The 11767-nt window shown below is 73.0% G+C and carries 13 protein-coding genes; 8 read left to right on the top strand and 5 right to left on the bottom strand.

Features of this window, described 5'->3' with window-relative positions; genetic code table 11:
• Positions 1–299: 299 nt before the first annotated feature.
• Entirely contained in the window at positions 300–818 is a 519-nt protein-coding gene (locus tag ACFE67_RS11065; protein WP_375406934.1) for a phosphotransferase, read from the bottom strand.
• Between the two features lie 42 nt (positions 819–860).
• Between ACFE67_RS11065 and ACFE67_RS11060 the strand changes: the two genes are divergently transcribed.
• From ACFE67_RS11060 to ACFE67_RS11035, 6 genes are all read left to right on the top strand, one after another.
• A complete protein-coding gene (locus ACFE67_RS11060) occupies positions 861–1112 on the top strand; it encodes a hypothetical protein (protein WP_375406933.1) in 252 nt (83 codons plus the stop codon).
• A gap of 207 nt (positions 1113–1319) precedes the next feature.
• Complete coding sequence (locus ACFE67_RS11055) at positions 1320–2168, top strand: ROK family protein (RefSeq protein ID WP_375406932.1); 849 nt, start codon at positions 1320–1322, stop codon at positions 2166–2168.
• An 86-nt stretch (positions 2169–2254) separates the two neighbouring features.
• Complete coding sequence (locus tag ACFE67_RS11050; protein WP_375406931.1) at positions 2255–3541, top strand: D-tagatose-bisphosphate aldolase, class II, non-catalytic subunit; 1287 nt, start codon at positions 2255–2257, stop codon at positions 3539–3541.
• Positions 3538–4680, top strand: coding sequence for an SIS domain-containing protein (locus ACFE67_RS11045; RefSeq protein WP_375406930.1), 1143 nt, complete (start codon positions 3538–3540; stop codon positions 4678–4680). Before ACFE67_RS11050 ends, ACFE67_RS11045 begins: the two co-directional genes overlap by 4 nt.
• A 3-nt stretch (positions 4681–4683) precedes the next feature.
• A complete protein-coding gene (locus ACFE67_RS11040) occupies positions 4684–5667 on the top strand; it encodes a BadF/BadG/BcrA/BcrD ATPase family protein (protein ID WP_375406929.1) in 984 nt (327 codons plus the stop codon).
• A gap of 135 nt (positions 5668–5802) precedes the next feature.
• Positions 5803–6006, top strand: coding sequence for a cold-shock protein (locus tag ACFE67_RS11035; RefSeq protein ID WP_375406928.1), 204 nt, complete (start codon positions 5803–5805; stop codon positions 6004–6006).
• A 202-nt stretch (positions 6007–6208) separates the two neighbouring features.
• Here the strand turns inward: ACFE67_RS11035 and ACFE67_RS11030 are convergent, their stop codons facing one another.
• From ACFE67_RS11030 to mgrA, 4 genes are all read right to left on the bottom strand, one after another.
• The gene (locus ACFE67_RS11030) at positions 6209–6877 is read right to left on the bottom strand and encodes a response regulator (protein WP_375406927.1); all 669 of its coding nucleotides are present in this window, start codon (positions 6875–6877) and stop codon (positions 6209–6211) included.
• On the bottom strand, positions 6874–8145 hold the full coding sequence (locus ACFE67_RS11025) for a sensor histidine kinase (protein WP_375406926.1): 1272 nt from the start codon (positions 8143–8145) through the stop codon (positions 6874–6876). Before ACFE67_RS11025 ends, ACFE67_RS11030 begins: the two co-directional genes overlap by 4 nt.
• A 142-nt stretch (positions 8146–8287) precedes the next feature.
• Entirely contained in the window at positions 8288–9187 is a 900-nt protein-coding gene (locus ACFE67_RS11020) for a DMT family transporter (protein ID WP_375406925.1), read from the bottom strand.
• Positions 9188–9456: 269 nt separating this feature from the next.
• Positions 9457–10509 (bottom strand): L-glyceraldehyde 3-phosphate reductase, encoded by a 1053-nt coding sequence (gene mgrA / locus ACFE67_RS11015; RefSeq protein ID WP_375406924.1) that lies wholly within the window; start codon positions 10507–10509, stop codon positions 9457–9459.
• Between the two features lie 77 nt (positions 10510–10586).
• Here mgrA and ACFE67_RS11010 point away from each other — a divergent pair, with 77 nt between their 5' ends.
• Positions 10587–11447 (top strand): alpha/beta hydrolase, encoded by an 861-nt coding sequence (locus ACFE67_RS11010; protein ID WP_375406923.1) that lies wholly within the window; start codon positions 10587–10589, stop codon positions 11445–11447.
• 5 nt (positions 11448–11452) lie between these two features.
• Positions 11453–11767, top strand: a 315-nt coding sequence (locus ACFE67_RS11005) for an FAD-dependent oxidoreductase (protein ID WP_375406922.1), incomplete at its 3' end; no start/stop codon positions are given.

The raw sequence follows: 11767 nt of genomic DNA, 5'->3' as shown, positions 1-11767 counted from the left end.
CGTGCTGCAGCGTCCCGGTGAAGAACTCCTCCCGCGCATCCAACGCAGCAAACGGGTGAACAGGTGGGGGAGGCGGTGGGGTACCGCCGTGATCAGTGGGTTCCGACATACCCGCATCACACCACACCCCTCAGACATCAGTTCGAGTACATCCTCAGCTCCGAAGCTGCCCGGCCGAACACATATTCCACACCACGACCGCCGAGACACCAGCACTCCGAAGCCATTAACTCCCGTCCCTCCTGATCACGCGTGCGAGACGAGGGGGACGGCGCTTCGGGCCCTCCGAACCGTCCTACTCAGCGCGAGGTCGGTTCGACCGGGGCGTCGATCGAGAGCGCGCGCCTCCATGAGCTCTGATGGCGATCGGTGTACCGGGCCACTGCAGCCCAGTGACTTCCATGGCCGTCCCGGTGCATGGAGGCCCAGGGCTCACGTCCGTTGTCGTGCGACGACTTCAGCAGGTGGACCATCGCATCTGCCCGCTCGAGCATGACTTGGGGAAGCGCGTCGCGCATGCTGCTGTCTGCTCGGTAGCCGTGGACGAACGCGCGCAGCCGCGCGGCCGCGTACTCGGCTGGTCGCGCCGGATCCTGCAGTGTGAAGGCCTGCGCTGCGTACGCCAAGTCCCAGAGGCGGGTACTCGGACCAGCGGCGTCCCAGTCGATGAATACCCACCTGTCGCCGAGGATGAGATTCCACGGCGCGAGGTCGTTGTGGCAGATCAGGTCATCGCCTGGCGACGGGATCGTGGTCTGCCACCGCACATCGCTCGACGGACGGAACGCCTCGCTCGCGTCATGGATCGCCCGGATCATGCCGCCCACGCGGGACAGCTGAGTCAGGGTCAGCTCAGGGGCGTGCAGCGCGAGTTCCCCGGGTACGAACTCGAGAACCTGTCTGCCGGCCTCGTCTCGTCCGAGCGGCGCGGGAAGGTCGACCCCTGCGGACCGGACGGACTCCATGAATTCCACGACGTCGCCGGTCGCCGCAGTCCACGGCTTCCGGACCGTCATCCCGATCCGAAGGACGATCCCACTCGCGTTGCCGCCGGCCAGCAGCTCTCCGTCCTCGTGCACGGTCGCACGGTAGCCGCGGCTGCTCAGCATTGATTCGGAAGCGCTGAATCGATTTGGAAGCGCTGAACGGCGTTCGAATGCTGGGCCGAGCAACGATCGTCCCGGAGGAGCTGACTGCTGCCGCTCGCGGGCGTCCTCATCACCGGCCTCACGACGGGCCGCCGAGCGCGATCAGCCGGACCGGCGGACGCGCGGGCGGCCGGCGAGCGGCGGTCAGAGAACGTCCGGGATGCTGGACCCGTGCAGACGGACGTGCTCGGTGTCGATGTCGGCGGTACCGCGATCAAGACGTGGTGGGCCGGCGCCGCGGGGCCGACCGTCCCGACGCCACGTGATGATGGAACGGGGGAGCGCACGGCCGATGTGATCGCGGGGCTGGCCGCCGATCTCCCGGTGTCCGCGATCGGTCTCGCGGTGCCCGGCATCGTCGACGACGAGGCCGGGATCGCTCGGCACTCGGTCAACCTCGGCTGGCGCGACGTCCCCCTCCGGGCACTCGTGTCGGAGCGCTCGGGGCGGCCCACGACGCTGACGCACGATGTCCGGGCCGGCGGCGTCGCGGAGTGGCGGACGGGTGCGGGAGCAGGGCGGGACGGGGCCCTCCTGTTCGCGCCGCTCGGGACGGGGTTGGCGCTCGCGCTCGTGGATGCCTCCGGCCGGCCGGCGGGCAACGGGTGGGCGGGGGAGGTGGGCCAGCTGCGGTACCCGTCCGGCCCGCACGCCGGCCTGCGGGTCGAGCAGGTCGCCTCCGCCGGCGGACTCGCCGCGCGGTTCGGCGCGCCGGACGCCGCCACGGTGCTCGCGGCGAGCATCGCGGGGGACGCACGCGCCGCCGCCGCGTGGGACGAGACCGTCGAGGCGGTCGCGGAGGTGCTGGCGTGGGCGGTCGCGGTCTCCGGCCCCGCGACGGTCGTGGTCGGTGGCGGACTCGCGCTGGCCGGGGAGGCGTTGTTCGCGCCGCTCCGGCACGCGTTCGCAGCTCGGCTCGGGGAGCTTCCGCACCCCGCGCTCGTCGCCGCGGAGCACGGCTCGTCCGCCGGTGCGCTCGGCGCCGCGCTGCTGGCGGGCGACCTGCTCGCTGCGGGCTGACGGGCGGCGGCCGCTCCGCCCCAAGTTGTCCGCACGGCGGGGACCCAGCACGATGAGCGCATGACCATCGAACGGATCCGCCCGGTATGACGGACCACCTCGGCGACCTGCTCCGCGCCCACAAGTCCGGCACGGCGGTCGGCGTCACGTCGATCTGCTCGGCCCACCCGCTCGTGCTGGCCGCCGCCATGCGGCAGGCCGCCGCCGACGGGGGTGTCCTGCTCGTGGAGGCGACCTCGAACCAGGTCGACCAGTTCGGCGGCTACACCGGCATGCGGCCGGCGGACTTCCGCGACCTCGTGCACCGGATCGCGGACGGGGAGGGCTTCCCGCGCGACCTGGTCGTGCTCGGCGGCGACCACCTCGGGCCGAACACCTGGCAGGGGGAGCAGGAGGAGCAGGCGATGGCGAAGGCGGAGGACCTGGTCCGCGCCTACGCCGCCGCGGGGTACGCGAAGCTCCACCTCGACTGCTCGATGCCGCTCGCCGGCGACGAGACGCCGCTCTCGGACGGCGTCGTCGCGCGGCGAGCCGCCCGCCTCCTCGCCGCCGCGGAGGAAGCCGCGCCGGACGGAGCAGCGATCCGATACGTGATCGGCACGGAGGTGCCGGTGCCGGGCGGCGCGCACGAGACGATCGACGCGCTCGCGCCGACCTCGCCGGCCGCGGCGCGAGCGACGATCGAGGCGCACCGGGAGGCGTTCCGCGCCGCGGGCGTGGAGGCCGCCTGGCCGCGGATCATGGCGCTCGTCGTGCAGCCCGGCGTCGAGTTCGACCACGTACGGGTCGTCGACTACGACCCGTCCCGCACTGCCGACCTGCAGCGCGTGCTCGACAACGAGCCCGACATGGTGTTCGAGGCGCACTCCACCGACTACCAGCTGACCGAGCGGCTCACCGAGCTCGTCGACGACCACTGGGCGGTGCTGAAGGTCGGGCCCGGGCTCACCTTCGCGCTCCGCGAGGGGCTGTTCGCGCTCGCCGCGATCGAGGACCAGCTGGTGCAGGAGGGGGAGCGCTCGGACCTGCTCGCGGTGATCGAGGCGACGATGCTCGCCGATCCCGACCGCTGGAACCGGTACTACGAGGGCGACGAGCGCGAGCAGCGCATCGCGCGCCGGTTCAGCTACAGCGACCGCCTCCGCTACTTCCTGCCCGCCCCGGCCATCGAGGCCGCGGTCGATCGCCTCCTCACGAACCTCGGCGCGACCGGTATCCCCGAGCCGCTGATCAGCCAGTACCTTCCCCTGCAGTACGCGCGCCTCCGCCGCGGCGACGTGACGGCCGATCCGCGCGAGCTGCTGCTCGACCGCGTGCGCGACGCGCTGCGCCCCTACTCCGCGGCCTGCCGCACGATTGGAACGAACCGATGAGCGACCCGAGATCCAGGCCAGGAGCCGGCACCGCCACAGAGCGGGAGCTCAGCCGGCAACCGGAGGTGTGGCGGGAGGCGGCCGGGATCGTCGCCGACCGCCGTGCCGAGCTCACCGCGTTCCTCGAGCCGCTGCTGGCCGAGCCGGACCTGCGCATCGTGCTCACCGGCGCGGGCAGCTCGGCCTTCGTCGGCGAGGTCGCGGCACCCGCGCTCGCACGCCGGCTGCACCGGAGGGTGGAGGCCGTCGCGACGACGGACCTCGTCTCGGACCCGCGCGGCCGTCTCGCGGAGGACGTGCCGACGCTGCTGGTCTCCTTCGCCCGGTCGGGTGACAGCCCCGAGAGCCTCGCCGCGACCGAGATCGCGGACCAGGTCCTGACCCGGGTGCACCACCTCGTCATCACCTGCGCGCCGGAGGGGCGGCTCGCCCGCGCACACGCGGGCGAGACGCAGTCGCTCGTACTGCTCACCCCCGCGCGCTCGAACGACGAGGGCTTCGCGATGACCTCGAGCTTCACCTCCATGCTGCTGTCGGTGCTGCTCGTGCTGCTCGGCGACGATCCGGCCGCGGTCGAGGCCGTGGCGGAGGCCGGTCGGCAGGTGCTCGACGCCCGCGACCGGGCCGAGGTGTTCGCGGCCAGGTCGCCGCGGCGACTCGTGTTCCTCGGCAGCGGGCCGCTCGCGGGCATCGCCAGGGAGTCGGCGCTGAAGGTCCTCGAGCTCACCGCGGGCGGTATCGACACCTACTTCGACTCGGCGCTGGGGTTCCGCCACGGGCCGAAAGCGGTCCTCGACGAGACCACGTCGGTCGTCGTCTACGCCTCGGCCGATCCCTTCACGGCGCGGTACGACGACGACATCGTGCGCGAGCTGCGCGGGGCCGTCGGCGACGATGCCGTGCTCACGGTGCGGGCCACCGGAGGGGGTCCGACGGGAGAGGGCACGACGGACTGGGTGCTGACCGGGCTCGACGGGCTCGACGACGCGTGGCTCGCCGTGCCCTTCGTCCTGGTCGGCCAGCTGCTCGCGCTGACCGCCTCCGCTCGGGCCGGCGTCGCGACCGACGACCCGTTCCCGAGCGGGGCCGTGAACCGCGTGGTGCAGGGCGTCACGATCCATCCCCTCGAATCGCACTGACCCGTGGCGGCCTTCCTCGGCGTCGACGGCGGCGGCACGACGACCGCATTCGTGCTGATCGACGAGGACGGCCGCACGATCGCCGACGCGACCGGGCCGACGCTCTACTCGTTCCCGGCGGACGAGGCGCTGATCCGGCGGGTGCTGCGCGACGGTCTCGCGGCGACGGGGGTCGATCCGGCGGCGATCGACCACGCGTTCATCGCGCTGCCCGGCTACGGGGAGTCGGCGCGTGACCTGCCGGTGCTCGACCGGGTGCCCGGCGAGGTGCTCGGCCACGACCGGTACACGGTCGGCAACGACGTGATCGCCGGGTGGGCCGGCTCGCTGGACGGCGCGGACGGGATCAACCTCGTCGCGGGCACCGGCTCGATCGCGTACGGGAGGTGGGGCGGCCGCTCCGCCCGGGCGGGCGGCTGGAGCGAGCTCTTCGGCGACGAGGGCTCCGGGTACTGGGTCGCGATCCGCGGTCTGCAGGCCTTCGCCAGGATGAGCGACGGCCGGCAGGTCCGCGGGCCGCTGCACGACCGGATCCGGGAGGCCGTCGGTGCGCCGACGGACCTCGACGTCATCGGCACGGTCGTCGGCGACTGGGCGGGGGACCGCACCAGGATCGCCGCGCTCTCCCGGATCGTCGTCGGGGCGGCGGAGGCGGGCGACGTCGCAGCCGAGGCGATCGTGGCGGAGGCGGGCCGTGAGCTCGCGGCCCTCGTCCACGCGGTCCGGGAGGCGCTGGAGGTGCCGCAGGACGTGGCCGTCCCGACCTCGTACTCGGGCGGCATGTTCGCCGCCCCGCCGGTGCTCGCCGCGTTCAGCGCATCGCTCGGCGGCGGCTTCCGACTCGACGCACCGGTGCACGGCCCGGCGCTCGGCGCAGCGCTGCACGCCCTCCGCCTCCACGCGGGCCTGACCGCCGCAGGTCGCCGGCCGAACACACCGGAGATCGGCGCGGAATTCCCCGTGGCGAAGCGTCGCACCCTCCGCTAGCGTGAAGGGGCAGTTGTGTTGTAGCAGGTGGCTTGACTCCGACGGCAGACGCCGGCGATCTCGAACGCGTGTGTTCAGCGTGGCGCCGATCCGGGACCTCCGGGTCGAACGATTCGAGGCAGAGACGAGACACATATGGCAACCGGAACCGTGAAGTGGTTCAACGGCGACAAGGGCTTCGGCTTCATCGCCCCCGATGACGGAGGCGCCGACCTGTTCGCGCACTTCTCCGCCATCCAGGGCAAGGGGTTCCGCAACCTCGAGGAGAACCAGAAGGTCGAGTTCGACATCGCGCAGGGCGACCGCGGCCCGCAGGCCGCGAACATCCGCGCGCTCTGAGCTGATCGCCTTCGATCCGCGTGCGGATCGAAGGCGCTGCGCGACCGCGGGGTCTCCATCAGACCTCCGGAGGGCCCGGGGCTTCGGCTCCGGGCCTTTCGCGTTCCCGGGAGCGCGACAGCAGGACTCAGCACCGACAGCAGGTCGGAACACGCGTTCGTGTCCTGCTGATGCGCCTCAGTCCTGCTGAAGCGCTCCGGGGTCAGTCTCGAGGGACGACCAGGCCGGACTCGTAGGCGACGACCACGGCCTGGGCGCGGTCGCGGAGGCCGAGCTTCGTGAACACGCGGCTGACGTGGCTCTTCACCGTCTGCTCCGCGATGAAGAGCGCGGTGGCGATCTCGCGGTTGCTGCGCCCGTGCGCGATTTCCCGCAGCACCTCCCGCTCCCGATCGGTGAGCACACCCAGGTCAGCACCCGCGTCGGAGCGTCCGGCGGGCTGCGCCGCGAACCGTTCGATCAGCCGTCGGGTCACGCTCGGCGCCAGCAGCCCGTCGCCCCGCGCCACCACCCGCACGCCGTCGACGAGGTCGGCGGGCAGCGCGTCCTTCAGCATGAACCCGCTCGCCCCGGCGCGCAGCGCGTCGAGCACGTAGTCGTCGACGTCGAAGGTGGTCAGCACCACGATCTTCGGCAGCGGCTTCGGCCGGTCCGGCGCGAGCAGCGCCTTCGTCGCCTCGATGCCGTCGAGCACCGGCATCCGCACGTCCATCAGCACCACGTCGGGCCGGGTCTCGGTCGCGATCCGGATCGCCTCGTCGCCGTCGGCTGCCTGCCCCACGACCTCGATGTCGGGCTGCGCGTCGAGCAGCGCGGCGAATCCCGCGCGGACCATCGCCTGGTCGTCGACCACCAGCACCCGGACGCTCACGCCGTCGCTCCGACCGCGGGATGCGCGGGCAGCACGGCGTGCACCCGGAACCCGGCATCCTCCGTCGGCCCGAAGCGCACCGATCCGCCGACCGTCGCGGCACGTTCGCGCATCCCGACGAGCCCGTGGCCCGAGCCGGCCGAGGCGGAGCGCTCGACGGGGGAGGGCGGCGCGGTGTTCGCGACATCGACGACGATGTTCTCGTCGGCCCTCGAGATGACGACGTCGATGACCGAGCCGGCCGCGTGCCGGAGGGCGTTGCTCGTCGCCTCCTGCACGATGCGGAACGCGGTCAGCGCGGTCACCGGACCGACCCCGGCGGTCCACGCGCCGGTCGGATGCTCGAACGTGATCGTGGTCCCGGCGGTGCTCGCCTGGGCGATGAGCTCGGAGATGTCGAGCAGGCCCGGCTGCGGCCTGCGCTCGGCGTTCTCCTCCGAGCCGCGCAGCACCCGGAGCAGTCCGCGCATCTCGTCGAGCGCCTCACGGGACTGGGCGGCGATGCGGTCGAACTCCGACGCGGCCTCCTCGCTGAAGTCCGGGTGCCGGAACCGCGCCGTCGAGGACTGCACGGTGATGATGGAGAGGCTGTGCGCGACGACGTCGTGCAGCTCGCGCGCGATCCGGCCGCGCTCCTCCGCGACGAGGAGCCGCCCGGTCTCCTCCGCGGCGAGCCGTCGTTCGCGCAGCAGCTGGCTCCGCACGCGCCGCCACTGCGTGACCACGAGCGCGACGACGATCAGGGCTACCGAGATGCTGCCGAACACGGCGATGTCGACGGAGGTCTCGTCGCCGCTCTCGGGGCGCAGCACCGCCGACAGCGTCGCCGAGAGCACGACCGCGGTCAGCCAGTGCACCAGCGCGGTCGGGAGGGTCGTGCGGGAGGCGACCGCGCCGAGCACGAGGCACTGCGTGACGATCAGGACGGGCGACCACGGCCAGAGCATCGAGTCCGTGTCGGCGGTCAGCCACTGCAGGACCAGCGCGGCGGCGAGCGACAGCGGCGCCGCCACGTTCGGGATGCGCAGCGCGGCCGGCACCGCCCCCGCGTGCACGATCACGATGGCGAAGGCGAGCGGGAGGGGGACGAGTGGGGCGGCGGTCAGCGGCGTCTCGACGAGCACGAGCGCGATCGCCGCGAGCAGCGTCGCGGCCGGCACCACCCGTTCGGCCCGGAGCCGCCCGACGCCCGCCCCCACCCCGCTCACCGCGGAGCGGACGACGGAACGGGTGCGCTCCGGCACGCGTGCTGTGGCCTCGGCGGGCATGCCGACCCTCTCCGCCGTCCTGGCGGTCGACCGTCCCAGTTTACGGTGGATGGCCGCGGATGCAGGTCGAGAACCGGCGCCCGCGATCCGCTCCGCCCGCGTCGATCCTGGCGCGCACCGCCGCGGGATCGCCGGGCGCGGCTCACCCCTCCGCGGCCTCGGCCGGTACCGGCGGGTTCCGTGCCATCAGCGCGACGCCGAGGACCGCGACGACCTCGGCGAGAGCGAATGCGGGGAAGCTCCAGAGCGGCGCGGACCGCGCCTGACCGAGCAGGCCGATGCCGAGGCTCACCGCCACGAAGGGATCGACGACGGTCAGCGCCGCGACGACGAGGTCGGCGGAGCCGGAGGCGTAGGCACGCTGCACGAGCGAGATGCCGCCGAGTCCGACGAGGCCGGCCGCAACGAGCACCAGGATCGTGAACGGTGTCGAGGGCCCGATCAGCCCGCCGTGCTGGATCGCAGCGCTGCAGCGGTCCAGCACGATCTTCATCAGCGTGACGACGAAGCCGAAGCAGATCCCGCCCGCGACGGCGAACGCGACGGCCGGTACCCGGTCTCGCAGCGTCGCGTAGCCGACGGACAGCACCAGCAGCACGAAGCCGGCCAGTACGAGCACCGGGATCACGACGGGCGGCTCGGCGGTCTCGGATCTCGTCGCCAGCGCTGCGGTGATGACGAACGCCGCGGTCCCGACGATGCAGATCGCGATGCCGAGCGCGCCGCGCCGCTGGATCCTGGCGTGCGAGAGGCGGCGGTTCAGCAGCGCGGCGATGACCAGCGAGAGCACACCGAGCGGCTGCACGACCGGCAGCGGCGCCAGCAGCAGCGCGACGAGCTGCAGCAGGACCGAGAGGGTCAGGAAGCCCGATCCGAGCAACCACCCGCCGCTCGTGAACAGCCGGAGGACGCGGCGCAGCCCGAACCCACCGCTGCCGTCGTCCGACCGGTCGATCGACCTGACCCCCCGGCCCTGGAACTGCGCCCCGAGCGCCAGCACGACCGCGCCGACCAGCGCCGCGATGACACCCCCGATCACCATCCGCCGACGCTAACCCGAGCGGTTCCGCGCAGGCCGTGCGACGCCCTCCGCACCGCGATCGCGCCGCTGAGCGACAGGTGCCCGTGCGCGCCGCGCCGCGACTGTCCCGGAGCGGGGCACGACCCGCGCTCTTCTCGGCGTCGTCCCCGAGGCCCATCGGCTCCGGGTGCGCTCGAGGCTCGCTTCGCTCGCACCTCGATCGACGGAGGGGCGGGGCGAAGGGTACGTCCGAGTCGCGAGTCCACACGGTGGTCGGACTGCGCGGCGGACTACAGCTGGCCCAGGCGCGCCGTCCGCCACAGGTCGACGCCGGTGTCGGCGGAGAGCAGCGCATCGATTTGCACCAGCTCGTCGGCGGACAGTGGAGGCGCGGCGAGCGCACCGACGTTCTGCTCCAGCTGGTCGACCGACGACGCCCCGATCACGAGGCTCGTGACGCGCTCGTCGCGGAGCGCCCACGCGAGCGCCAGCTGCGCGAGGGTCTGGCCGCGGTCCGCCGCGAGCACGTTCAGCGCGCGGAGCCGGCCCAGCAGATCGTCGGTGAGCCAGGACCGGTCGAAGGAGCCACCCTGCGCCGCTCGCGATCCCTCCGGGACGCCGTCGAGGTACCGCGCGGTGAGCAGCCCCTGCGCGAGCGCGGTGAATCCGATGACGCCGAAACCCTCGTCGGCGGCGGCGTCGAGCAGCCCCTCCGTCTCGATCCAGCGGTTCAGCATCGAGTACGACGGCTGGTGGATCAGCAGCGGCACGCCCCGGGCGCGCAGCAGCTGCGCCATCGTGCGCGAGTCGTCCGCCGTGTACGACGAGATGCCGACGTACAGCGCCTTGCCCTGACGGACCGCGGTCGCGAGCGCCTCCGCGGTCTCCTCCAGCGGGGTCGTGGGGTCGAAGCGGTGCGAGTAGAGGATGTCGACGTAGTCGAGCCCCAGGCGTCCGAGCGACTGGTCGAGCGACGCGAGCACGTACTTGCGGCCGCCGCCACCCTGCCCGTACGGGCCGGGCCACATGTCCCAGCCCGCCTTCGTCGAGATCACGAGCTCGTCCCGGTAGGGCCGCAGGTCGGTCGCGAGCAGCCGGCCGACGTTCGTCTCGGAGGAGCCGAAGGGCGGCCCGTAGTTGTTCGCGAGGTCGAGGTGCGTGATGCCGAGATCGAAGGCCCGGAGCACGATCGCCCGCTGCGTCGCGAAGGGCCGGTCGTCGCCGAAGTTCTGCCAGAACCCGATCGAGAGCATCGGCAGATCGAGCCCGGACCGTCCGCTGCGCCGGTACCGCATGGATCCGTCGTACCGGTCGTCCCGCGCCTCGTACATGGGTGCGAGCATGACGCACATCGCGTGACCCGGTCCTGGGAGGCACGCGCCTGGGAGGCACTGTCAGCGGCGGCGGCGACCATCACCGGATGAGGCGACTGCGCAGCGCGATCGCCGTATCGCTCGTCGTCGGCCTGCTGGTGCTGCTCGGGTCGGCCCCAGCGTCCGCCGCCACGCCCTCCAGCAGGTCGTTCCTCGTCACCGTGCCCGAGTCGCCGGGCTCCGGCAGCTCGATCCGCCTCGACGCCACGCTCTACACGCCTGCGGCCACCCCGGCGCCCGCGGTGCTGCTCGCGCACGGCTTCGGGCAGACGAAGGCGGACCTGGATCCCGAGGCGCGCCGGCTGCAGGGGGAGGGCTACGTCGTCCTCGCCTACACGGCGCGAGGGTTCGGCGCCTCCGGAGGGCGGATCGGGCTCGACTCCCTCGACGGCGAGGTGCCGGACGCCCGGGCGATGGTCGATGTGCTGGCGGCCGACCGTGCGGTCGAGCGACGGGGCAGCGACCCGGTCGTCGGCGTCGTCGGGGGCTCGTACGGCGGCGCGCTCGCGCTGATGCTCGGCGCGACCGACCCGCGTATCGACACGGTGGTGGCCGCGATCACCTGGAACGACCTCGCGAGCGCGCTCGCGCCGCCATCGGCCGGCACGGTCTCGGGCGGCGCGAGCAGCCCGCTCCGGGACTTCAAGGTCGGCTGGTCGGCCCGCCTGTTCGGCGCGGGCATCACCGGGTCGGCGAACGCCTGCGGGCGGTTCACGACCGCGTTCTGCGACCTGTACCGGCGCCTCGTCACCGGCGGCTCGCCGACCGCCGCGGACCTCGCGCTGCTGCAGCGGTCCTCGCCCTCGACCGTGCTGTCCGGCATGCGCGCCCCGACCCTGCTGCTGCAGGGTGTCCAGGACCGGCTGTTCGGGCTCGACCGCCTCTTCTTGGGCACGAGCAAGGGATGATGCCGATGCCAACTCCCGCGTCCGAGCCGGACGTCGTCGTCATCGGCGGCGGGCTCGTCGGCTCCGCCGTCGCCTACGGTCTCGCACGCGGCGGTGCGCGGGTCGTGATGCTCGACGAGGGCGACATCGCCTACCGCGCCTCGCGCGGGAACTTCGCCCTCGTCTGGGTGCAGTCGAAGGGTGCGGGCATGCCCGAGTACGCCGCCTGGACCCAGAACTCGGCCCGGCTCTGGCCGAGCCTCGCGCGGCTCCTCCAGGCGGATGCGGGCATCGACGTGGCGCTGCACCAGCCGGGCGGGTTCAGCTTCGCCCTCTCGGAC

The organism is uncultured Amnibacterium sp. (assembly GCF_964244015.1).
Lineage (GTDB): Bacteria > Actinomycetota > Actinomycetes > Actinomycetales > Microbacteriaceae > Amnibacterium.
This window is presented reverse-complemented; position numbering and strand designations above follow the sequence as displayed.

Excerpts from the sequence above, each read along its gene's own strand:
- ACFE67_RS11065 (WP_375406934.1), bottom strand. The coding sequence starts at position 818 with ATGATCCGGGCGATCCATGACGCGAGCGAGGCGTTCCGTCCGTCGAGC.
- ACFE67_RS11050 (WP_375406931.1), top strand. The coding sequence starts at position 2,255 with ATGACGGACCACCTCGGCGACCTGCTCCGCGCCCACAAGTCCGGCACG.
- ACFE67_RS11045 (WP_375406930.1), top strand. The coding sequence starts at position 3,538 with ATGAGCGACCCGAGATCCAGGCCAGGAGCCGGCACCGCCACAGAGCGG.
- ACFE67_RS11035 (WP_375406928.1), top strand. The coding sequence starts at position 5,803 with ATGGCAACCGGAACCGTGAAGTGGTTCAACGGCGACAAGGGCTTCGGC.
- ACFE67_RS11025 (WP_375406926.1), bottom strand. The coding sequence starts at position 8,145 with ATGCCCGCCGAGGCCACAGCACGCGTGCCGGAGCGCACCCGTTCCGTC.
- ACFE67_RS11020 (WP_375406925.1), bottom strand. The coding sequence starts at position 9,187 with ATGGTGATCGGGGGTGTCATCGCGGCGCTGGTCGGCGCGGTCGTGCTG.
- mgrA (WP_375406924.1), bottom strand. The coding sequence starts at position 10,509 with ATGCTCGCACCCATGTACGAGGCGCGGGACGACCGGTACGACGGATCC.
- ACFE67_RS11010 (WP_375406923.1), top strand. The coding sequence starts at position 10,587 with ATGAGGCGACTGCGCAGCGCGATCGCCGTATCGCTCGTCGTCGGCCTG.